19 protein-coding genes, 3 tRNA genes and 1 other RNA gene are annotated in these 23,219 nt (G+C 41.0%); 14 read left to right on the top strand and 9 right to left on the bottom strand.

Going from position 1 to position 23,219, the window contains the following annotated elements; genetic code table 11:
• The first annotated feature begins 335 nt into the window (after window positions 1-335).
• From FXW07_RS16385 to FXW07_RS16395, 3 genes are all read left to right on the top strand, one after another.
• Entirely contained in the window at window positions 336-1,460 is a 1,125-nt protein-coding gene (locus tag FXW07_RS16385) for a geranylgeranyl reductase family protein (RefSeq protein ID WP_229396435.1), read from the top strand.
• A gap of 18 nt (window positions 1,461-1,478) precedes the next feature.
• Window positions 1,479-2,603, top strand: coding sequence for a geranylgeranyl reductase family protein (locus tag FXW07_RS16390; protein ID WP_229396437.1), 1,125 nt, complete (start codon window positions 1,479-1,481; stop codon window positions 2,601-2,603).
• A 130-nt stretch (window positions 2,604-2,733) separates the two neighbouring features.
• On the top strand, window positions 2,734-3,909 hold the full coding sequence (locus FXW07_RS16395; RefSeq protein WP_229396438.1) for a geranylgeranyl reductase family protein: 1,176 nt from the start codon (window positions 2,734-2,736) through the stop codon (window positions 3,907-3,909).
• Between the two features lie 136 nt (window positions 3,910-4,045).
• Here the strand turns inward: FXW07_RS16395 and rnpB are convergent.
• An RNA gene (rnpB, locus tag FXW07_RS16400) (RNase P RNA component) lies at window positions 4,046-4,403 on the bottom strand.
• Window positions 4,404-4,728: 325 nt separating this feature from the next.
• Between rnpB and FXW07_RS16405 the strand changes: the two genes are divergently transcribed.
• The 4 genes from FXW07_RS16405 to FXW07_RS16420 all read left to right on the top strand — a co-directional run bounded on the left by FXW07_RS16405 (window position 4,729) and on the right by FXW07_RS16420 (window position 8,414).
• Window positions 4,729-5,868, top strand: a complete 1,140-nt coding sequence (locus FXW07_RS16405) for a methanogenesis marker 9 domain-containing protein (RefSeq protein ID WP_048157375.1) — start codon at window positions 4,729-4,731, stop codon at window positions 5,866-5,868.
• Window positions 5,855-6,898: a triphosphoribosyl-dephospho-CoA synthase gene (locus FXW07_RS16410; RefSeq protein WP_229396440.1), complete on the top strand. Its 1,044-nt coding sequence runs from the start codon at window positions 5,855-5,857 to the stop codon at window positions 6,896-6,898. The genes FXW07_RS16405 and FXW07_RS16410 overlap by 14 nt, the downstream gene beginning before the upstream one ends.
• Entirely contained in the window at window positions 6,895-7,542 is a 648-nt protein-coding gene (locus FXW07_RS16415) for a DUF447 domain-containing protein (RefSeq protein ID WP_229396441.1), read from the top strand. Before FXW07_RS16410 ends, FXW07_RS16415 begins: the two co-directional genes overlap by 4 nt.
• A 152-nt stretch (window positions 7,543-7,694) precedes the next feature.
• Entirely contained in the window at window positions 7,695-8,414 is a 720-nt protein-coding gene (locus FXW07_RS16420; RefSeq protein WP_229396442.1) for a dihydromethanopterin reductase (acceptor), read from the top strand.
• 223 nt (window positions 8,415-8,637) lie between these two features.
• Here FXW07_RS16420 and FXW07_RS16425 read toward each other — a convergent pair whose 3' ends face one another.
• Window positions 8,638-9,144 carry a nitroreductase family protein gene (locus FXW07_RS16425; protein WP_229396444.1) on the bottom strand — a complete coding sequence of 169 codons (507 nt, stop codon included), beginning with the start codon at window positions 9,142-9,144 and terminating at the stop codon, window positions 8,638-8,640.
• 175 nt (window positions 9,145-9,319) lie between these two features.
• Entirely contained in the window at window positions 9,320-10,150 is an 831-nt protein-coding gene (locus FXW07_RS16430; RefSeq protein WP_229396446.1) for a metal-dependent hydrolase, read from the bottom strand.
• A 273-nt stretch (window positions 10,151-10,423) separates the two neighbouring features.
• On the opposite strand from FXW07_RS16430, the gene FXW07_RS16435 reads away from it, so the two are divergent.
• Both FXW07_RS16435 and FXW07_RS16440 read left to right on the top strand, forming a co-directional pair.
• On the top strand, window positions 10,424-10,843 hold the full coding sequence (locus tag FXW07_RS16435; RefSeq protein WP_048122194.1) for a pyridoxamine 5'-phosphate oxidase family protein: 420 nt from the start codon (window positions 10,424-10,426) through the stop codon (window positions 10,841-10,843).
• A 654-nt stretch (window positions 10,844-11,497) separates the two neighbouring features.
• Window positions 11,498-11,908, top strand: a complete 411-nt coding sequence (locus FXW07_RS16440; RefSeq protein WP_229396448.1) for a pyridoxamine 5'-phosphate oxidase family protein — start codon at window positions 11,498-11,500, stop codon at window positions 11,906-11,908.
• Window positions 11,909-12,016: 108 nt separating this feature from the next.
• Here the strand turns inward: FXW07_RS16440 and hdrB are convergent, their stop codons facing one another.
• From hdrB to hdrA, 3 genes are read right to left on the bottom strand one after another with little or no spacing between them, the layout of a single operon-like run.
• On the bottom strand, window positions 12,017-12,961 hold the full coding sequence (hdrB, locus tag FXW07_RS16445; protein ID WP_229396450.1) for a ferredoxin:CoB-CoM heterodisulfide reductase subunit HdrB: 945 nt from the start codon (window positions 12,959-12,961) through the stop codon (window positions 12,017-12,019).
• Window positions 12,915-13,625: a ferredoxin:CoB-CoM heterodisulfide reductase subunit HdrC gene (gene hdrC / locus FXW07_RS16450; RefSeq protein ID WP_229396452.1), complete on the bottom strand. Its 711-nt coding sequence runs from the start codon at window positions 13,623-13,625 to the stop codon at window positions 12,915-12,917. Before hdrC ends, hdrB begins: the two co-directional genes overlap by 47 nt.
• Window positions 13,622-16,054: a ferredoxin:CoB-CoM heterodisulfide reductase subunit HdrA gene (hdrA, locus tag FXW07_RS16455; protein ID WP_229396455.1), complete on the bottom strand. Its 2,433-nt coding sequence runs from the start codon at window positions 16,052-16,054 to the stop codon at window positions 13,622-13,624. Before hdrA ends, hdrC begins: the two co-directional genes overlap by 4 nt.
• 554 nt (window positions 16,055-16,608) lie before the next feature.
• On the opposite strand from hdrA, the gene FXW07_RS16460 reads away from it, so the two are divergent.
• Window positions 16,609-17,010, top strand: coding sequence for a transcriptional regulator (locus FXW07_RS16460; RefSeq protein ID WP_048122205.1), 402 nt, complete (start codon window positions 16,609-16,611; stop codon window positions 17,008-17,010).
• A gap of 296 nt (window positions 17,011-17,306) precedes the next feature.
• Here the strand turns inward: FXW07_RS16460 and FXW07_RS16465 are convergent, their stop codons facing one another.
• A complete protein-coding gene (locus FXW07_RS16465; protein ID WP_229396456.1) occupies window positions 17,307-17,507 on the bottom strand; it encodes a hypothetical protein in 201 nt (66 codons plus the stop codon).
• Between the two features lie 1,005 nt (window positions 17,508-18,512).
• Between FXW07_RS16465 and FXW07_RS16470 the strand changes: the two genes are divergently transcribed.
• Window positions 18,513-18,926: a transcriptional regulator gene (locus FXW07_RS16470; protein WP_229396458.1), complete on the top strand. Its 414-nt coding sequence runs from the start codon at window positions 18,513-18,515 to the stop codon at window positions 18,924-18,926.
• 461 nt (window positions 18,927-19,387) lie between these two features.
• Here FXW07_RS16470 and FXW07_RS16475 read toward each other — a convergent pair.
• Window positions 19,388-19,461, bottom strand: a tRNA-Ile gene (locus FXW07_RS16475).
• Between the two features lie 60 nt (window positions 19,462-19,521).
• Window positions 19,522-19,598 (bottom strand) — tRNA-Ile (locus FXW07_RS16480).
• A 224-nt stretch (window positions 19,599-19,822) separates the two neighbouring features.
• Here FXW07_RS16480 and FXW07_RS16485 point away from each other — a divergent pair.
• The 3 genes from FXW07_RS16485 to FXW07_RS16495 all read left to right on the top strand — a co-directional run bounded on the left by FXW07_RS16485 (window position 19,823) and on the right by FXW07_RS16495 (window position 22,878).
• A tRNA-Ala gene (locus FXW07_RS16485) sits at window positions 19,823-19,894 on the top strand.
• A 521-nt stretch (window positions 19,895-20,415) separates the two neighbouring features.
• Window positions 20,416-20,934, top strand: a complete 519-nt coding sequence (locus FXW07_RS16490) for a nucleoside deaminase (RefSeq protein ID WP_229396460.1) — start codon at window positions 20,416-20,418, stop codon at window positions 20,932-20,934.
• Between the two features lie 945 nt (window positions 20,935-21,879).
• Entirely contained in the window at window positions 21,880-22,878 is a 999-nt protein-coding gene (locus FXW07_RS16495) for a beta-propeller fold lactonase family protein (RefSeq protein WP_229396462.1), read from the top strand.
• Window positions 22,879-23,219 lie beyond the last annotated feature (341 nt).

A 23,219-nucleotide genomic window follows, 5' to 3' on the forward strand; every position in this document is an offset into this window, starting at 1 on the left:
ATATTATATTAATTATATATATAATTAAATATTTTCGAGATTTCATTGTTTTTATCAATAGCAAATAATAAAAAACAGTAGTTGATGAATTTCCTAGTTTATCAAATATATATAGCTAAATTTAAACAATAAAATCAATCTTTATCGAATAATTAATATTGAATCCCGTCTAATGGCAAAAATTACAGAATAATTATCCTGTTGCGTGACAGAGTAGTATAATCGTCTTGTGTTTTTCATGACAGAGTAGTATAGCCGCCTGGTGCTTTTCATGACAGAGTAGTAGCCGTCTGGTGTTTTTCATGACAGAGTAGTATAGCCGTCTGGTGTTTTTCATGTATGACGTAATCATTATTGGAGGTGGTCCTTCTGGATCTTCGGCCGGAAGAAGAGCAGGAAAACTTGGACTAAAGACATTGCTGCTTGAGAAAGAAAATTTTCCCAGATACAAACCCTGCGGAGGCGGGCTCTCAGAGCATGCTATGTCTTATCTCGATTTTGAACTGCCTGAAGATATTATTGAATGGGAAGTTACAGGGGCAAAGGTTATTTTTAAGGATCAATCAGTCAACGTACACAAGGGCCATCGGGTATTTGCGCTAGTATCCAGGAACACATTTGACACTTTCCTTCTTGAAAAAGCAAAAGAAACAGGAATTGAAGTCCATACCGGGGAAAAAGCTCTGTCTTGCAGAGAAATGTCCGACTTTATTGAAGTGGATACCGGGGAGAAGACATACCAGGCAAAGTTTGCGATAATTTCAGAAGGTGCTCAGGGACTCGTCAAAACCTGTGTACGTCCCACGGATAATAAAGACGAATATGGAATTTGCCTTGTTACTGAAATCCCTGCTGAAGAACGAGAAATTGAAGAACGCCTGGGAAAAACCTTAGAACTGCATTTAGGGGTTGCAAGAGGTGGATACGGCTGGATTTTCCCTCACAAAACCTATTATTCTGTTGGAATCGGCGGAGTTGTCAACGACTTCTCGCATCCTAAAGAATCCATGCTTGAGTTCCTTAAGAAAAATGGATTTTCCGGAGAGTATAAACTTCATGGACACAAGATCCCCTGGGGAGGGCTTAAGCGAAAAGTGGTGGGTTCAAGGGTTCTTCTAAGCGGAGATGCTGCCGGATTTGTAGACGCTTCTTCAGGTGAGGGGCTTTCCTATGCGATTCGTTCAGGGCAATTAGCGGCTGAGGTAATTGCAGGAATTTGTCTGCAAGGCAAAAATCTGAAAGATTTGAACGAATATCAGGCTCTCTGCCGGGCTGAGTTCGGGACTCATCTTAAATATTCCCTTATTTTGTCCAAATTAATCCATAGTTTCCCAGAAAGATCTTTCAAAATGTTTATAGACAATAGAGAAATCCTGGATAAGTATCTTGAGGTTATGGATTTCAAGATTGATTATAAGGATTACCTGCGCTGGGCACTCCTGAATTTTAAACTCAGGTAATTTCAAAGGTGTTTGGATATGTATGATCTAATAATAATTGGAGGAGGACCTTCAGGAGCCTCGGCTGGTAGGAGAGCAGGAAAGCTTGGCTTAAACACATTATTGCTTGAGAAAGACGAATTTCCCAGATACAAACCCTGTGGAGGAGGACTTTCAGCTCATGCTATTTCTTATCTTGACTTTGAGCTTCCTCATGATGTCATCGAGTGGGAAGTCACTGGGGTGAGGGGTGTTTTCAAAGATCAGACAATTGAAGTGCACAAGGACCACAATATATCTTCGCTGGTTTCTCGAGCTGATTTTGATAACTTCTTGCTCAAAAAGGCAAAAGAAACCGGAATTGAAGTCCATACCGGAGAAAAGGTTCTGAGCTGTAAGGAAAAAACTGAGTTTGTGGAAGTAATTACAAAAGAACAAACTTATCAGGCAAAATTTGCTATTGTTGCAGAAGGAGCGCAGGGGCTCCTTAAAACCTGTGTCAGGCCTGCAGATACCAGGGAGGAATACGGGATATCCTTAGTTGCGGAAATCCCTGCTGAAGAAAGAGATATTGAAGAGTACCTGGGAAAAACCGTTGAACTGCAGTTAGGGGTTGCTAGTGGTGGATATGGTTGGATTTTTCCTCATAAAACATATTATTCCGTCGGAGTTTTTGGGGTTGCCAAAAATTTTCCTCATCCGAAAGCTACAATGATTAATTTCCTGAAGGATAATGGCTTTACCGGGGATTACAAATTGTCCGGGCATAAAATCCCCCTGGGTGGTATTAAAAGGAAAATTACCGGTTCCAGAGTTATTCTCATTGGAGACGCTGCTGGATTTGTAGACGCTTTTTCAGGTGAAGGATTAGCCTATGCCATTCGCTCAGGGCAGTTTGCTGCCAATGTGATTGCCGAGGTTTATCAGCAGAGAGGAAAAATAAAAGACCTTCATAAATACGAATCTATTTGTAAGGCAGAATTCGGAACTCATCTTAAATATTCCCTTATTTTTTCCAGGTTAATCCATCGTTTCCCAGAAAGGTCTTTTAAAATGTTTATAAACAATAGCGAAATCCTGGATAAATATCTTGAGGTTGTGGATTTCACGATTGATTATAAGGACTACTTACGTTGGTCCCTCCTGAATTTCAAACTCAGGTAACAGATAAGATAACTTTTTCAGATTTTGTTCTTTCTGCGGTCTTTTTATCGCTCCAGCCTTAATATATTTTAAGGGCAGATTATTCTTATCTGTATATAGCTGCACTTATTCCATAAGCGGGTGTCTTAGCATGTATGATCTGATCATAGTAGGGGGAGGACCTTCAGGAGCATCGGCAGGACAGACAGCTGGGAAAAGGGGCCTTTCAACCCTTCTAATTGAAAAAGAAAATTTCCCGAGGTATAAACCCTGTGGAGGGGCTCTTTCTTCTTATTGTTTATCTTGCCTGGATTTCAAGCTGCCTGAGTCCATAATCGAGAGAAATATCCCAAAGGTAAGAGTTTATTTCAGGGACCAATTTATTGAAGGAATAAAAGAAAATAACCTGGCCATGCTGGTTTCCAGAAAAGTCTTTGATAATTTTTTGCTTGAAAAGGCCAGGGAGACTGGAATTGAGATCCATACAAAAGAAAAGGTTCTTGATTTGATTGAAAAAGAAGATTGCGTTGAAGTCAGAACCACGTATAATACCTATCTGGGGAGGTTCGTCCTTATTTCAGAAGGTTCCGGTGGAGTCCTTAAATACAAAGTAAGGTCGAGAGATACAAAAATAGAATATGAACTGGGCCTGGTGTCGGAAATCCCTGATGACGATGAAATAATAAATAACAGGTTTCCAGGCACTATAAACATTCATTTTGGGATCGTGCAGGGAGGTTATGGCTGGATCTTTCCCCATGCCGGATATTATTCTGCAGGAATTGCAGGGACAGCTCACTATCTTGAGCATCCGAAAAAAATACTGCTGGATTTCCTGGAGGAAAATGGCTTATCAGGGGACTTTCCGGTTCGTTCCCATATTATCCCCACAGGTGGCATAAAAAGAAAAATCCTCAATTCAAGGCTGCTTTTGAGCGGGGATGCTGCCGGATTTGTAGATGCTTTTACTGGAGAAGGCATTTCATACGCTATCCGGTCAGGACAGCTTGCCGCGGAGACTGTTGCAGATCTTGTGATGTACAGCCAGAAGTTAAGTAGCCTTAAAGCCTATGAATCCGCCTGCAGGCAGGAATTCGGGAATTATCTTGCCAGTTCACTTAAATTGAAGAAAATACTGCATCGTTTTCCTGAAACTTCTTTCAAGCTGGCTGTTAGCAATGGAGAGATCCTTGATAAATATCTGAATGAGGTGATAACCAACAGGAATCATAAAGACTACGTCCGCTGGTTACTGCTGAACTTCTGCCTGACTGAGCCTGTCTCCAGAATAAAGTCTTTTACACTGGAAGGAAACGATAAGGATTGATTTAATAAAATAGGGGCAAATAAAGTAAATTGGAGTAACAGAAGAGCGAATAAATAAATGAAAATCACGGTAAACCAAATAAATAAACCGGGAGAAAAAAACGAGTAGAAAAAAATAGAGAAAAGTAAGTTTATGCGAGTGAGGCACGTAAGCTCCCTTCTGTTCCTGCAAAGATTTCCTGCCACCCATCAGTGGAGAAAATGGTCCTGATGACTCTTGCAGTGACGGCATTCGGCTATGCGTTTCCAAAAACAACCGGGAGAGTCCGGAATTCTCTTTATCCCGATTTCCAACTTGCACCCACGAGGATTCGCCGTTTCATCCATTTACCCTGAGACCTCAGCTTCCGCATCATCGCATTTTCAGGGGATGGTTATCGTTTCTGTGCCAGGGCCCGGGCTCTCGCCCGACATCCTTTACAGATGTTCGTGTATCCGGAGCGGTGGGGAGACTTTCCTCAGACCCAAAGGCCCGTCAGCCGTCCAGCCTCTCTCGCATATTATCTTTTGGTGACCTCCATATATTTTTCTAATTATATATATTTTTGGGATGCCTGAGCTGAAAAATACTTTTATTTAATATTACGACATTTATTCCCTTCTCTGGGCGATTACAGGTATGCCCTTCCCCCATAGTTTATATAAATTTTGTATGTTTAGGGTACGTCCAAATATTAATATATGTGTACTATAATTCGTAGGTAATGGATGTACTTTTTCCGTCTTCAAGGCTTGTCCGAAAAAATCTTATAAGTACTTTAATCTCGGGCAATGGCTATAATTTGTATCAGTTTGCAGGCTTATTTTTAAGAGGTAAAACATGAGTGATTGTCTGTTCGATTTGCATATTGGATATGTTCGTTTTAAAAACCCTATTGCACTGGCGCCTATGGCAGGAACTGTCGATAGTGCTTTTGCCAACCAGTATGCAAGCAATGCCGGGCTGGTAATTCTTGGAGCCTTTAACCTTGATAAGGCTTCAATAGCTGTTGCTTCAGCCCTCGTAGCCCGGGGTAGAAAAGAGTTCATTTCCGATGAACCTATGGAGCTTATAAAAAAGGAAATCCGGGCAGTAACGTCCGGAAGTGCCGTAGCTGTAAATGTCAGGAGTACTACACTTGAACCCCTCATTGAAGCTGCAAAAATTGTCAAAGAAGAAGGAGCAATCCTTGAGTTAAACGCTCACTGCAGACAGCCCGAAATGCTCGAAGCCGGACTGGGAGAAGCTCTTCTCCACGACATTCCAAGGCTTTCGGCATGGATCAAGGCAATAAAAGAAACCGGAGTTGTGCTTTCAGTAAAAGTAAGGGCAAACGTGGTTAATGATATCGAACTTGCAAGGATTATCGATAAGGCAGGTGCGGATATCATACACGTTGATGCCGAAATGGAAGGTTTCGGTGCCGATCTTGATGCAATCCTTAATTACAGGGACGCTACAAGGCTCTTCCTTATCGGAAACAATTCGGTCAAGGACTTTGAGGCAGCAAAGGAGATGTTTACCCGAGGAGCCGATATGGTCTCCGCTGCCAGGGGAGTCCTTGAAAATTCCGGACTTATACAGGAACTGGTGGAAAACGTTACCTCTTACCAGCAGTCAATAGGCTGGTATAATGCCCCCAAGCACGTTTGCAGCGAAGGGGACTTCAGGGGACTGGCTTTCTGCTGCCTGCCTGTAAAACCCTGTCCTGTACATGAAAAGTTCCAAAAACTTGGATATACGGCAGAGGAGTTTGCCAGGACAAAGTTTGACTTTGCAAAAGGCACAATGCTTGAATACGGAGAGGACACGTGCTTCGGAAGCCTTGTCTGGTGTTGTAAAATCACCAAACCCTGCTGGATTAGAGACGGAGTGTTAAACACAATTGGGCTCTCTGATTCAGAATACATGAAGCTTAAAAAGCAACTGGCAGATTACGTACTGGATCATGCCAGAATTCCGGTAAATGAATCCCATTAATACTGGTTTTACCTGCCAGACACCTGGACTGGCAGAAAACCCACATATTTCAAATCTTATTGCCCGTTGTGCCCAGCTAGCTATGCTACTTGAGGTTTCAGCCTCTCCAAAGCCAGGAAACGTCGATAGAGAGCATAACTATCCTGATACCTGCTTCGAGCATTTTGTAGCGTCTTCGGTAAGTGTTTACCCTGTTCTCGAACTGGCTGCAAGAAGCAGGAATGGTATTGGTGCACTTATCAGAAGTGCTGTTTGCGAAAGTTCTGCCTGGCAAAAAGGAGGGAATACTCATTTCGGCGCCTTTCTGCTACTGATCCCTCTTTCAATGGCTGCAGGTGAACTCTTGAATTCCTGCGAAAAAACCCCTAAGCTCTTACCAGACGAATTTGAAGTCCTTGCTGCACATGCACATGCATTTGTTCAGGCAACAGATAGTGAGGACGCTGTCGAGTTCTACAGAGCTTTTGAAGTTGCAGGGGTCAGAGTTAACAGTGTGGATGAGTTTAGCCTTGGAGACCCGGAGTCAACATCCGAATTAAAGGCCCAGGAAGTCACCCTTTACGAGCTTATGGATATCGCCAGGGGATATGACCTGATTGCAAATGAATGGGTCTCAGGCTTCGGACGCTGCCTTGAGGGGGCAAAAAGCATAACTGATTTCATGCAGGCTCAAAATCCTGGAGCTGAAAATTCAGTTTCGAACTGTTCAGGCACAGGTATCAACGAAGCTATAGTATATACCTTCCTGAAACTGCTGTCCCGGCACAGGGATACTTTCATTGAGACCAAATTCGATAAAGATACTGCGGATTATGTTTCATCCAGGGCAGGCGAGATTCTCTCGGCCTGGGAGGAGGCTTCAGGCAATGCTGAAGCTTCAGGTAATACCACCAGAGACTTTGCAGCTCTGCTCCCTGCTGTACAGGAGTTTGACTCCGAACTTCTCAATAAAAGAATCAACCCGGGTTCAACAGCCGATATCATTATAGCCGGGCTTTTCATTGCCCTTCTGGGGGGCCTGCGCTTTTGACCGGATTTTTTACTGAACGCAGAAAAAAAGGAAGCGAATCTTCATCTGTTGACTCTGTCGATTTATATTCCTTTGGGATCAAAGAAGGCATTTCCGAAACAATTATTAGCACCGGTCTGGAATCCCCCAATGCTGCCCCCATCGGAATAATCGTAAAAAACGGAAGGACTTTTGTCCGGCTTTTCAAAGGTACCCACACCTGGGAAAATGTTTCTAAAGAAAAGCACCTTGCCGCAAACATAGTGTACGATCCCTTACTTTTTGTGCGTTCAACTTTTTTCGATCTTGAGCCATCCGAATTTGACCACGTGTCTGTCCACGGGATCAGTATTCCTATCCTGAAAACAGCTTTAGCCTGGGTCGTTTTCGAATGTACTGATCTCAATGATACAGATCATGCTCTTGTGGCAGACCTTATTCCTGTAAAAGCAGGTTTCAATGAAGCTAACTGGAAATGCCTGCCCGTACCTAACAGGGGATTCAATGCAGTGCTTGAGGCTACTGTCCATGCGACCCGCTACCAGCTTACAGGAGAAGAAAAATATCTTGAGCTAATCCGTCACTATGAATCACTGGCTTCCAAATGTGGGGGAGAAAATGAGAAAAAAGCTATGAAATTGCTTTATGAGGTACTGGGACTGTGAATCCTTTTTGCGGTTGCCAGCTCCTCAGATAAAATCCTCAAATAAAATTTATGCCTTCTTGTCCACAGTTAAAGTTTGTGACCTCTCATTTTTATTATCCGGAATCTTTTTTTAGAAAATTATATTATCCACCTCTGGCATGACTTATTTCCATGAGCTTTCAGAGAATTGCGTGGGGCATTACAGGTGCCGGGCATTTCCTGGACCGCAGTTATCAGGTCTTTAAGGAAATCAAGCTCAGAAACCCTGAAGTTTCCGTAAACACGTTTGTTTCCAGGGCTGGAGAGGAGGTACTGCGCATGTACGGGCTTGAACAAAAACTTGTTCAAATCTCCGGCGGGGACTACCTCGAAGAAATCTTCCGGGAAAGCGAGCAGGGTTCCAGTTCTCCTAAGGTCGGGCGCTTCGGTCTTGACCGATATGATGCCCTATTTGTCACGCCTGCAACCTCAAATACGGTTTCGAAAATCGCTTATGGGATTGCGGATTCCCTTGTTACCAATGCCGTTGCCCAGGCTGTAAAAGGAAGAGTGCCTGTTTATGTCGTGCCTGTAGATATTGAAGGTTCAATCATATCCGAAATGCCCTATAATATTGACAGAAAACAGTGTAAGCATTGCGAGGACTGCCCTCCAAGAGAAAACTGCCCTCAGGGTGCAATTACTGAAAAAAACGGTCTAACAGACCAGATCGATCTTCTGAAGTGCAAAGGCTGCGGGATCTGCAAGGAACTCTGCCCCTATAAAGCTATTAAAGGCGGGCCTGTGGAAGTCCTTGTCCGGGATGTGGATATGCACAACGTTGAGATTGTAAAAAGCCTGCAGGGGATTACCGTGCTTGAAAGCCCTGAAAAAATTCTGGATTTCTTTTGAATTTTTATCAAGACTTTTCAAACAAGCCTTTTCAAAAAATGATTGAGAGTAAACCTTTTGGAAAAAGTTTGATCGAAAACCTACCAAAGCAGCGTTTGAATTTGCTTTCAAAGATGAGCGATTTTACGTTATCTTGCGGCTTTATCTGTGTCTGCCTAACAAAAGAATAACCCTGCCAATAACGATTAGATAAAGATGGCAGATAGACCAGGATGACAGAATATTAAGATGGCAGAATATTAAGATACTCGTCATAAGCTACTATTTCTTCAAGAGATTTCCTTGGTCTGGCAGTGGGAGATTCGTCTGGGACCCCCACGGTCAGTAAAGCTACAACTTTTTTGTCCTGAGGAATCTTGAGTAGTTTTTTGACTTCGTCTTCGTTGAAAGCGCCAATCCAGCAGGTGCCCAGCCCTAGCTCGACAGCCTCCAGGACAATGTGTTCAAGGGCGATGGCAAGGTCAACCTGATGCCATTTTTGGGAGGGATCTCCAACGCCTGCAATGATGTTTGAGGCGGTACCCACGAATGACTGATTATTGCAAGCAGCAACAAGCTGTTTTTTGACTTCCTCATCCCCGACAACAATAAATTTCCAGTTCTGCCTGTTTGCAGCCGACGGTGCAAGCCTTGCAACCTCAAGCAGTTTCTCTAGCTTATCCTTTGGTATGCGCTCGTCTTTGTAAGTCCTTATGCTTCTCCTATCCTTGATTGTGTCAAATACACCCATGTTAGTTTCACCTGCGGTTAGAAGGTAATTGGTTATTTCTATAATATCACTGTAACTCGTATAAAGGGTAATATGCAGCTCGTATAAAGGGTAATATGCAGCTTTACTTTTATAGCTGCATTTTCATAAACAAGCGCAGGCTGAGAGAGTAGCTTTGTAAAAACTGTCTAAATAGTTACTTTCCAGGGTTCCTTCTTTTTCGTACATCATCTTGCTTCCCGATTCTATCTACTGCTCTCTCTAATTCCCGTACCTTTTTAGCATCTCGTATCCATAGATTATCGTTGTCGGTCTTTGCGGTCAGAAGTATCAAACCCCATATCAAAGCAACAACTGCAAAAATAAGGAGATAAATACCCGATTCGTTTACATCTATAGCTCCCAGTGAGTGAAGTATCAACAGTATTGCAGAGACAACCAATAGTGAAACTCTGTATAAAAAAGGCCTGATATCCCTCTTTCCTTCTACTTTGTTACCTGTGTAAATACTACCTTTTAACTCACAGGTTCCAAATGGAAATAACCAATTGATCCCTGAAACCGTGCAGGAATCTTCAAGTAAATGTAAAAATTGGCCAGATATCAAACCTAAAAATAAGAAACCTATAAGAGTAGCATTTATTCCATGGAAAATAAAATAGCCGATTATTGCTGTTAACAAAGTGAGTACAAGGGAGCTTATGAATACTCCTATGGGCGAATGCATTATGCCTCTATGCTGCTCCTCTACAACGTATTGAAGATTCATCTTTTCTTTTAAGTTAAAGAAACTGAAAGAAAAAACTATCAGCTTGTGAAGAGGAACCATAATGTCATAAATTATTTTGAAATCATAGTGTAACTTGGGCTTTTCGTCACTGTCTGCATCAGGTATCAGCGAACCTATGACAGTAGCCGCAAGTAAACAGAAGGCGTATACAGGGTGGGAGTTCTCTGAAAATATCAGAGGAATCGCAAATGGAAATATCGTTCCAAGTGTTATAGAAACGTGATCTTTCCCCAGCATATAAAAAATACAGGTCTAAATCTATATTAATTTATTTTATATGATATTTGAAAAAAATCCCAAATGAATATTCATATATAGAAAAATTCCCCGTGAACTCAGAATGGAATTCTCATTCTTCAGGCGAAGTTTTAAGCATATTTACGACTCATATTTATCGCAGCTTGCATATCTGATAAAGCTCTTTTCCTGGAATACTTCAGGATAAAGCTGCTTTCTCACTTCATTTTTCAGGAGAAGGGCCAGAAATAAGTTTGAGATAGGGGATTTAATATGACGTCAAAATTGATGGACTACTTTAATAAGCAACCGAGAATTGGGGTTCTCAGCACATCGAGTAAAGACGGAAAGGTAGATTCGGCTGTCTTCGGCTCACCTCAGATGATTGATGAAAAGACCGTTGTGGTTGCAACTGGTAAGAACCGCACGTTCTCAAACCTTCAGGAAAACCCTTACGCAATGTTCCTGATTATGGAACCGGGAGAAGATATTATGGCATGGAAAGGAATCAGGGTTTATCTGAAGCTGAAGGAATCTGCAACGTCGGGGGAGATGCTTGATATGATCAAAAGCCAGATCGCAAAAATAGCCGGCGAGGAGGCGGCAAAGATGATATACGCAACTGCCACCTTTGAGATTATTGAGATGAGACCTATCGTTGATATGGGACAGGGCTGGGAAAAATCAATCTGAGTTCTCAAAGTTGTAGGCATCAAAATCGGAAATCAAAACCAAAGTTGTGGTGAAGCACCCGGCTGTAAGTAGAGTTATCGCGCTACTGCTCCGGTTAAAGAGGCTATTCAAAATCAAGAATTTTTATATTCGACATTTTTCTTTTTTCCAATCGCTATCTTTTCCAAATATACAAGTTTAACTTTGCTGCCCAGCGGTTCCCGTCTGAACTCCTGATACCCGGTTTATGATTAAAAACTGGCATCCATCCCGTGCTTGAGAACAGTTGAAAATACTCATGCCAGGTAGGAGGACTCGTTTTGTATTCAATACCTTTCATTCTTTATTCTTGCAACATTTACTTTAACAACTGAAAACACAATCAACATAAAAGAAATATATTCTTTTCTTTTATATTTGTAAATTTGTTTTTATTGAATGTCTTTAACTTATTAGTTATGAATTTTAGTCATAGTCTCATTCATGGATTATCGAAGTTCTTGATTGTATGTACATTAGCAGAATAAAAAGTTTTAAACATAATTAAGATGATTATTGATACAGTCTGCTGATTAATTATATTTTTTCATGACAATATTTTGTGACCAAGCAGCTTCGCAAACTCAACTCTTAAAGGAAAGAAAGCTAAAACAAGCTATTAGAGGAGGTTTAGATATGACATCAAAATTGATGGACTATTTTAACAAGCAACCGAGAACTGGAGTTCTCAGCACAGCGAGTAAAGATGGAAAGGTAGATTCAGCTCTTTTCGGCTCACCCAATATGATTGATGAAAAGACCGTTGTAATTGCAACAGGTAAGAACCGCACGTTTTCAAACCTTCAGGAAAACCCTTACGCGATATACATGATAATGGAACAAGATACGGACTGGAAAGGGATCAGGGTTTATCTGAAACTGAAGGACTCTGCAACGTCGGGGGAAATGCTTGATACGATTAAAAGCCAGATCGCAAAAATGGCCGGGGAGGAGGCTGCGCAGATGATGTATGCAACGGTTACCTTCGAGATCACTGAGCTGAGACCTCTCGTTGATATGGGACAGGGCTGGGAGAACTCGATCTGAGTATTCAGAAGTGATGTGAATCAAAAGAAAAAATTAAAAAATCGGAATAAAAAGATCAAAAGAAAAAATGACCGGCTAAAACCTTAAAATGGGGACTAACTCAGGTTTTTAGATTATGCCGGTCTTTTCCAGAAACCCTTCAAGAGGCACGGAGTGAGTCTGGAAGCCGCACACCTTGTAAGGGTCAGCACCCATTGAAAGGGCTACGAACTGGGCAATGTTCATGTGCACCATATCATATTTTACGCCAAACTCCTTTTCGATAACCGGCTGGTAGCGGTCATACTGGATCTGGCAATTCGGGCACATGTGAAGCATAAGCTCTACGCCTGCTCTTTGAAGGCTGTCGAGTTTTGTCTTTGTCACCTGAAGCGAGGTACTTTTGTTAAGGTGAAGCTGGGAAAAGCCCATCCCGCAGGTAAGAGTCCGGTCTTCGTACCAGCGTACAGGCTCGGCTCCGCAGGCTGCGGCTATGTTATCGATCAACTGGGGGTTTTCAGGGTTTCCGAGGACATCGAGATATTTAACTTTATAGTAATGGCAGGCGTGATGAGATGCAGTTTTAACCCCTGAGAAGTCGAATTGCTTCTGCTCCTGGATTTTATCCACCTTGCTTAAAAGAATCTCTACTGCATGGTAGAAGTTTGTCCTCGTATTCATATCGTCTTTTTCATAAACAAGATTATCAAAGCCCTTTTCCCGGAAGATAGAGTTGATTTTGTCCCGGACTTCGGTATTGGTATTCAGGGTTTCACAGGCTTCCTTATTTATGGCATAACAGGTTGAACAGAGGCAGGTTATATTGGGATAGCCGCATCTTCTTGCAACTGCAAAATTTCGGGCCGCAATGGCTGCTGTTGTCAGTCCTTCAAATATATCAGTATAATGGCCTATTCCTGTGCAACAGGACTGCTCATCATTTATACAGTAATCTACTCCAAGCCTGTCAAAGACATAACAAGTGGAGGTTTCCACTCCTGGGTACTCTTGCCCGACCATGCAGCTTTTAAATAATAAAAGCTGGCTGTCCGGGATATCTTTTATCGCTTTCAAAGCCGAAATCTCCGCTTCTGTTTTCTCTCTTGATGCACTGGTTCTCCAGGAGCTGATGCAAAAGTTTTTCCTGTATTTTTGCTTTGATCCATTTTTCCCTTTCAAAATAGCCTGTGGCCTCAAGAATAGACTGAACTTCCCCATGGGTGTTCCTGACATCCTTTGAACTCAACCCCAGTTCAGTCCGGATTGACTCAAGGTCCTTTTTGAAACTGATCCAGCGTTCTCCGAGGTCTTTTTCCATATTTTTAACTCCAGCACCCGGAACCTTGCTAGCTCCGTTTTCTGCAAGATATTCCCCGATCTCAAGGAAGTAGGCCAGCTTTTCAACTCCGATGCCCTCGTTAATAGCCATCTGCCTGAGTACCTGTACGATTGTCACAGGGCTATTATTTCTGGGACAGCGCACATTGCAGGAATAACAGTAGAAGCAGGACCAGATCATTTCGGACTCAAGCACACTGCGGTCATTTTCCAGCACTTTTTTTACAATCTGGCGCGGGCTGTAATCCGTAAAGCGGGCTGCAGGACAGGAAGCTGTGCAGGCTCCGCACTGGATGCAGCGGTCAAGCCCCAGAGAAACAGGTGTCCGGATGCTTTTCTTTGCGGTTTCTGCAAGGGTTTTACATTCCGGGGTATCGTATTCGTTTACATATGGAATCATTTGATCATCTCTCCTTCCTGGGCAAGGCTGGTAAAAGTGCCTGCAAGCCCTCTTGTGTTTGGAACATAAGCTTTTTTGAAATAGAGCCGGTTTCCTGAATCTCCAAGTTCTTTCTTTAATTTCTCGAAATGGCTGACAGTTAGAGGATATATAATCTCAGCTTTCGGGCTGTCTGGAGGGTCCTCTATAAAAAGGACAGCCGATACCCCGTTTTTGAAGGCGTGAAGTAACAGGTCTTTATCAACCACGAGGTTTGTTGGCACTTTGATTAACTTGACATTTGATGGATAAGTCAGTGCACTATTTCCTATATTATCACAGGTTAAGGACGCGATTCCGCTGTTTACAAAGCCCAGTAGGTCTCCTTCTTTGGCTACCCCTTCAACTTCGGCTTTTAGCTGGCTTTTTGTAAAGCCTTCAATCTGAATAGCTCCGTTCTGACAGAGTTCAGTACAGTATCCGCACCCTGTACAGACAAGCGGATCTACGATAATCTTTCCATTCTCATTCAAGGAAAAAGCCTCGAACGGGCATTTGAGACATTCCTTACACTGATTACAGAGAAGCTGGTTGATAGTTGGAATTTCGTTTACCAGGGCTTTTGGGCTGTCGGCAATAAAAGCCCTTGCTCTTACAGATGCAAGTCCTGCCTGGGAAATAGTATCCGTAACATCCTTAGGGCTCTGGGCAGTGCCACAGACAAAGATTCCGTCCAGTGAGCTGTCTACAGGCCTCAGTTTCGAGTGCCTTTCCTTGATAAAGCCGCTTTCATCCTGGCTGATATTCAGTATACTGGCAATTTTTCGGGTTCCTTTTGAAGGGACCATGGCCGCAGAGAGTACGACAAGATCAGCAGGCAGCTCTGTTATTTTCTGGTTAAGGGTATCTTCGAGTCTGACAAGAAGGCTTTTATCCGGTTTCTCGACAATTTCGGCAGGTCTTCCTCTTACAAATCTAACTCCCATATCCTGGACTGCGCGATAGTAGTTTTCGTAAAAACCAAGAGCCCGCAAATCGACATAACAGATCGTGACCTCCGTACCCGGATATTTTTTCATTATCAGGTTAGAGTGTTTTAAGGCTGCCATGCAGCAATACCTTGAACAATAGCGGTTTCCACTTTCTTTTTCGTCCCTTGAGCCCACACACTGGATCATAACTATCCTTTTAGGAGTTCCCGGAACGTTCTCTGAAAAATTATCTGAAAAATTATCTGAAGAATTCTCTGAGGAGATTTTACTACCGCAGGTGCCTGTTGAGCTGACAGCATCAGGGTCCAGGCTGAAATCCGAAGGCCTGACCAATCCACCTTTTGTAGGGCCATTGATCCCAAGCATTCTGGCAAGTTCCATCTGAGTCATAACATTTTTGAAAATTCCATACCCGTACTGGGGTTTCTGGGATGCGTCATACTCCTCAAACCCGGTAGCAACAATAACTGTACCGACATTGAGCTCAATAATCTCTTCCTTCTGTGAAAAGTCAATCGCTCCGGATTTACAGACCTCTGCACATTTTCCGCAAGTCTCGCCCTTGAATTGCAGACAGTGGTCAGGGTCTATGCAGTAGATTTTTGGAACTGATTGGGAAAAACGCAGGGAAATTGCCTTTTTGTCCATGTACCCACAGTTGAACTCATTTTCAACGAGGACAGGACAGACGCGGCTGCACCGGCCACAGCCTGTACAGTTATCATGTACGTATCTCGGTTTTTTCCTTAGCCTGACTGTGAAGTTGCCGGCACTTCCGCTTAAGCGTTCCACCTCAGTCCAGGTTAGAAGGGTTATTTTCGGGTTAGCTACTACCTCATTCATCAGCGGGCTTAATGAGCACATAGCGCACTCTTCCGCGAGCTTGTCAGGAGAAAAAACTTTGCCTATTTTTGCCATATTTCCACCTATGCTGGAGTCTTTCTCAACCAGGTAAGTGGAAATTCCATTATCTGCAAGGTTAACTGCCGCAGTTATTCCTGCAATCCCTCCACCAATAACGAGGGCCTGCGGAACGATATTTACTTTTAGTTCTTCAAGTGGCTCATGATTTTCCAGGCGGTTAATTTTTCCCCGAAGAAGTGAGAGAGCTTTTTCAGTCGCTCCGGCTTTGTCCGGATGCACCCAGGCACACTGCTCCCTTAGGTTTGCGATTTCAAGCATTGCCCGGTTTAAGCCTGCTTCCTGAATACACTTTTTAAAGAGAGTGCCGTGTTTGGAGGGTGTGCACGAACCTATTACTATCCGGTCAAGGTTCCCTTCCAAAATCTTATTTTTAATAAGTGTCTGTCCCTCTCTTGAACAGAGATACTCATAATCAAAGACCGGGACCCCTTCTGCCTTAAGGGTTTTCTTAAGTGAATTAATATCAATACGTTCGGAAATGTTCCCACTGCAATGGCAGATAAATACAGCGGTTTTGTCCAGGGCAGCGTTCATTATATTAAATCTTTCAGGGATTCATATTTAAGACTTGCCGGAATGCTCAAATAGTTATCCTAATTAGGACAGAATATATAGAATAATTGCAAAATACGGACAGTTTGTGAGTAAAAAAGTGAACTTTAACGTTTCTTTTGCGTTGTTCGCACTATAATTCAATTTCCCTGGCAAATGAAACTACAATCAAAATGCGTTTATCCTATATATAGGAAAGCTTGCAGAACCTATAGGTATAAATTGTCCTTTTGTCTGGAAATTCAAAGTTATCTGTCAACAAAAAAGTAAAATGTAAAATTGTCGGGAAGTTTTTATATGCGCATAATTATATATATGGAGAAAGTATTATTATTTAAATCAACAGAGAAAAACAGATTTTGTTAGATACTCCCACGGATCAGAAACTCATATAAATAGAAATATATTTAATAAAGGAAATATAAATGCCGAGAATATAACAAATCTAAAATAATATGTTTCTATTGATCTGAAATACTGGACGGGAAACTAATATCGGAAGCAATCACACTCTGTTCTTTCGGTATAATCGGTAGATGATAGTTGTGGCAGATAATGAGTTTACATCAGAGGATAATGACTTTAGGATGGGAGAGGTTGAATACGAGATGGTGGAGCTTTTGAGAAAGCTTAATATTAACAGGCCAATTGCTCTCACCCTTGCATGCCTCTCTAAAGGAGAGGAAATTTCTTCCCAGCGCATCGAAATGGTATCAGGCTTGAGACAACCGGAAGTTAGCATTGCAATGCGCTATCTCCGTGAAAATGACTGGGTAGACATGCGGGAAGAAAAGAAGAATCAGGGAAAAGGCAGACCGGTTAAATTGTATAAACTGACGGTCCAGATGGAAACGATTATCAATTCAATAGAAGAAGACGTAATGACTGAAAGTAAGGCCGTGCTCCAGAACATAGAACGCCTCAAGAACCTTTCCTAAACTAATTTTAGAGCAGAAATATCACAAACTTTTTTTCATAAATTCTCAGAAAACTTAATTCTTAGTTATAAAGTCTGGGTTTTATAACCCGGATTCGACTTCTTATTTGTTAAACGTCTATTATAAGGCAGGATAGTTGAGGAAAGTTTAGCTTTTCCTTGAAATTAGGTCATTTTTTTCAATTTTTATGATCTCACTTTTGATTCTTGTGACTTCTTTATTCCATTTTTGCAATATCTTTGGCATGAAAATTCTTCCAGGTACTTTCATTTCTTTGTGCCTGTGATTAGAGAATTTCATGTGCATTTTTTCGGTTCTTTTGATACTGGTTTTTTTGAGATCTGGGCCTTTTGAGATCTGGGCCTTTTGAGATCTGGGCCTTTTGAGATCTGGGCCTTTTGAGATCTGATTCTTTTGATAGCTGGTTCTTTTGATATTTGGTTCTTTTGAGATCTGATTCTTTTGATAGCTGGTTCTTTTGATACCTCTTTTTCCATTTGAATCTGAATTTTGAAGACGACAAAAGAGCAGCAATTATTAGGATATCAGATCTGGATTTTGCGCTTGAAACACAAAATTAAACAAAATAGACTCTCCAGTTAGACTTGTAATTTATAAAGTTATAGATCCAGGTTCTCGATTTTCTTAGTTTAACTGTACAAGTTCTACAAAACAGAACATATAAAGGATGCAAGGAGTAAACATCTGAATATAGGTCAGGAGGGCGTATCGTGAGCTTTAGCAATTTTTAGTATAAAAATATCCTGCAAATTCTTTTTACACTTATATAAATTTAAAAAACTCGAGTTTAAAAAAAGTAGAGTTTGACGTAAAATTTGAATTTTAAAAAAGTTAAAGTTAAGACAAAGTTTGAGTCATAAAAAAGGTCAGAAATTAAGATTCTGTCATAGTTTGAAAAAGAACCCTGGTTGAGACGGAAGAATATTAAACTTCGACATTTTCAGGAAATTTTTAAGTTTTTAGAACATCGAAGCAGAATCCCTGCGTTTTCAAACGTGGGATGTATGCGTAATCTGTCTCAGCATCACGTTTTCAACTCTAATAAAATAGTGATATTTTTGTGTTTTATATATATTGTGAAGTTTTGTCTTGGAAGCTGGTAATGCTACAAGAACCGCTTAACTTTGCTACTGGACTTAAAATAGAAGGTTCTACAGAGTAATTCTGTAGGTAAAAGTTTGAACGTTGATGGCGAAAACCGAAATAACAACTGCCCTGGGGCATTATGGCATCGGTTGAAATTCCGTAGATGCCCGTCAATTCATTACCGGGAGCTGTCATAAGATTTTAAAGTCAAAGAATACGAAGAGAAGAGTTCATAACCTGCGCCGAAAAGGAAAAACAGTATCATCTGGGCATATTTAGAATAAATGAACATTAAAAACACTTAAAGAATTATTAGTTATTAGTATATATTAAAAAGAGAAACATAAGTAAATATTTATATTAATCAACTATATAATGGTTCTTTGGGTGATTTAATGGTAGATGAAAGTGGTCCAGTTATGGATATTTCGGACACAAAAGAAGAGGTCCCGGTAGCTATGGGACCAAACGAACATGAAATGATAGAACTATTTAGAAGAATTAACGTTAGCAGGCCAATCGCTCTGACACTTGCATGCCTTGCAAAAGGAAGAGAGATCTCGTCTCAGAGCATTGAAATGGTATCAGGCTTGAGACAACCTGAAGTCAGTGTTGCAATGCGGTATCTCCGCGAAAATAACTGGATTGATATCCGGGAAGAAAAGAAATCAAAGGGTAAAGGCAGACCGGTAAAGTTATACAGGCTAACAGTCCCAATGAATTATATTGTCAGCAAGATCGAAGAAGATATTGTAGCTGAGAGTACAATCGTGCTTAGAAATATTGAACGTCTGAAACACATTGCTTGAAATTGTTCATGGGGATTTATCCCCACTCTGATTTTTCCCTGAAGATTAATTCTTTTGTTACAGAGGTATTTAATTTCCGAGACTTTTGATTATTTTAATTTTTTGAATTATGTAGGTCAACATCATCGGAATTAATGCCAAATTTTGGTGATCCCAGAAGATATTAAAAAATCCCTAATTTCCGAAATTTATTCTCTTATTTTGGCTCTTCGTTATTCTCTATGGATAATACTATTTTGAATTCAAGACCGTGCTGGATTTTATGAGGATATTATGAGGATATTATGAGGATATTATGAGGATATCCGCCCAAAACAACAAAGAGACCAGTTTTTAAAGAGACCTATTTTTTAAAGCGAAAAAAACTCAAAAATACACGAAAAAGATTCAAAAAATCTCAGAAAAAGTTCAAAACAGAATGACATTAATAAAAAACAAAATAGCATCAATAAAACATATAGTGGGCCCGCTGCGATTCGAACGCAGGACCTCACGGTTATCAGCCGTGCGCTCCACCAAGCTAAGCTACGGGCCCAAATGAAGGATAAATGGGGTTATAAAACCTGTAAACTCCTGAGAAAGGATTATCATAGTGTGGTGGGCCCGCTGCGATTCGAACGCAGGACCTCACGGTTATCAGCCGTGCGCTCCACCAGGCTAAGCTACGGGCCCAAATGTCAGGTTTTTTAAAATTACCGAAGTAGAAAGGCTTTTAGGGAAAGCTTCCCAATCCGACAACACTTCTAATACTCAATTTACTACTTATAACTTTTGCTTGAAGCTCTTAAATTTCTAAGTTTCAAAAATTTATATGTAAGACGTCGAGCCTATGTGGCGACAGCTTTATATAAGATATTGAGTGTATGAGGGATGCTGATAAAGCATAAGCCTGATAAGGGCCGGTAGATCAGGGGAAGATCGCTACCTTGGCATGGTAGAGGCCTCGGGTTCAATTCCCGACCGGTCCACTTAATAACTTTTAGTATTTCTGATTAATGCTCTTTTTTACACTACATCCTGTTGTATAAAGTATGATTTTAATTTGACAATGTCAAGTTAGATTACGCTTTATATTACTTTTACTTTGAAAACACTATAAACTCCTAGAAATATATAAAAAAATGGTTACTAAAAGTCACAGCTTATGTAAAAACACACATTTTGAAACATTGTCAAATTAAATAAAGGCTGATTTTAAAGACCTTAGAGTTTGTCTTAAAATTCAAATCGTTCCTCAACTTGGTAATGAGCAATGTTAACTTTTAAGCTTCAAAATAATATGTACTGTTAGTTATATACGAGCCTAAGAACATATTTTATGAATCTTGACCTGGCGCTGAAAACAAAGGTTTTGTCAAAGAAGATGTTATATTGCTTCCAATATATCTGAAATTCTGTTATACTAAGTTATTTGAAAGGGGAGTTTATGAAACACTTCATTACACAAGACACGCCTGTTACGGAAGAAGTGCTTAATGTCATTGCTCATTTGCCCACGAAAAGTCTTCCTGCGATAGTTGAAGATAAATTTTTTGTTAAACTGAGCGACCGAAATATTATGCGTATAGCAGTTTTACTTGCGCAAAAAAGCTATGACGAAGGTGGGTGCCCCATCGGCGGCGTTATCATTGATAACAATACGCGCCGGATTATTGGAAAAGGACATAATACGCTTGTGCAGGATAACGATCCTTACAACCACGGTGAAACGTCAGCCATACGCGATGCAGGACGACAGGACTTCAGTAATACTACGATTTTCACAACTCTTAGCCCATGTGACATTTGTGCCACGTTAATATATATGCGCCAATTCAGCCGCGTGGTCGTTGGCGATGTTACTAACGCCTCGGGTAATGAACAGATGCTTCGCGAGAAGGGTGTCAAAGTCGATATCCTTGAAGACCCAGTGGGAATAGAATTGTATGCAAAATATCGTGCCGAAAAGCCGGAACTCGACATGGAAGATTGGAAAGGCCTGGCTGCCGTTCGTAAGGCTGCAAGATAGAATTAAAAAAACAGGCAGTCCAAATAATCCTGATCAATACCGCCTTTTTCGTGTCTTGAGCCATCTCTGAATGGCTCGATATTTGTCCTTGGAAACAGCAGTTTTGATCTGATTATATGCCTCAAAGGTTTTAGCGATTACATTCGTTTTAGCAATCACATTCGTTTTAGCAATCACATTCGTTTTAGCGATCACATTCGTTTTAGCGATCACATTCGTTTTAGCGATTACATTCCGGCAAAAACGGAAAAAAAGAAGAAAGCAAAAAAAGCGGTGTAACGTGGTTCACAAGGCTTGACCTGCACCAATGAAGTATATTACGGGATCAGTTTTGAAGCTGTCCTGAATTTGCTTCATTTTACGGATACGCGTTAATGAAGTATATTGCGGGATCAGTTTTGAAGCTGTCCTGAATTTGCTTCATTTTACAGATTACGCGCAATGAAGTATATTACGGGATCAGATTTCAAGCTGTCCTGAATTTACTCCAATTTACAGATTGCTCCCTCATGAACCAATTAATATTATATAGGTAACAATATAAAAAAGTAACGATAGAATTCAATTTTATTTAATCAGTATTTATATTTAACGGGCTCATCCACGAATTGGTTACCTGCAGTTACCTATTTGAGTCTTATTTTTCAGAATTATTATTTTTCAGAATATCTTAACAACCACTTGGTTGCAGATGACCTGATAGCAACCTTTTACTATTGCAACCTTTTACTATTACATCTCCTGCTAACCTTGAAGAAAACAGATTTATCTCAGCGCTTTGCTGATACGAAGCCCCCCCACTTTTTAATGTATGTAATCTATTATATTCTTGTATTAATATACTCTTTTTGTTCAAACGGGGGAATTTGCAAGTAGTTGTATAAAATGATAAGACAGCTGCTGTAAGCTCTTTTCTCATCGCCAATAGTATTTTGGGGGATTAAAATGAAAGAAAGAACATATGCTAAAACACACAGTGGAAATGCCTTCATAAAAGTTTTAGGAATAGCAATGCTGGCTATTTCAATGATGGTGAGTATAGCAGGCGCAGAACCCTATGCATATATTACGAACTCCGGAAGCAACAATATCTCTGTAATTGATACAGCCACAAACACAGTTACAGCCAATGTGACTGTAGGAAACTATCCTGTTGGAGTTGCAGTCTCTCCAGATGGAACAAAGGTATATGTGACGAACTCATTCAGCAACAATGTTGCTGTAATTGATAATGCAACCAACAATGTTACATCAACGGTGGATGTCGGTAAATGGCCTCTAGGAGTTGCAGTCAATCCGGATGGAACAAAGGCATATGTGGCGAACGGGGGCAACAACAGCGTTTCTGTAATTGACACTTCAAATAACACAGTTACATCAACGGTGGATGTCGGTAAATGGCCTCTAGGAGTTGCAGTCAGTCCGGATGGAACAGAGACGTATGTTACAAACGCATTCAACAACAATGTTTCTGTAATTGACACTGTAACTAACAATGTTACAGACACCGTGACTGTAGGCTACATTCCTGTTGGAGTTGCAGCCTCCCCGGATGGAAAAATAGTGTATATTACTAACACTGGCAGCAACAGTGTTTCTGTAATTGACACTGAAACTAAAAATGTCACATCAACGGTAAGTGTTGGAGAATATCCTGTTGGAGTTGCAGTCTCTCCGGATGGAACAAAGGTATATGTGGTGAACGCTGGCAGTAACAATGTTTCCGTAATTGACGCAGCAACCAATTCCGTTGCAGCCACAGTAAATGTAGGTAATATGCCTCATGGTGTTGCAGTAACCTCTGACGGAACAAAGGCATATGTGTCAAACTCCGACTACAATGGAACCGTCTCTGTAATTGACACTGCAACAAACACAGTTACAGCTACTGTACCTGTAGGAAACTATCCTGTTGCCATCGGGCTGTTTATAGTTCCTCTTTAATCAGATAGAAGTTTAACATCAAGAATGGAAAACTTTCGTCAATGGAGGACAGACGTTTATTGATCTGGCAAACATCGTAATCAATGCTTTAAAAACAAGCTGAGTAAGCAAAGATTATTAGGAATGCGCACACAACAAGCTGAGTAAGCAAAGATTATTGGGAATGCGCACACAACAAGCTGAGTAAGCCGTTAAAACTCGAGGAGGTAAAGAACTCCTCTTTAACTATTTAATTGAATATAATGTAGATAATGTAGACAATGTAGACTCTATTCAAAAATCTAGTAATTTTGAATTTTACATTTATCACTGGGGTTTGGTACTGAGTCAGCCAGGAGACT

It is taken from the genome of Methanosarcina sp. DH1 (assembly GCF_020804205.1).
Taxonomy (GTDB): Archaea; Halobacteriota; Methanosarcinia; order Methanosarcinales; family Methanosarcinaceae; genus Methanosarcina; species Methanosarcina vacuolata.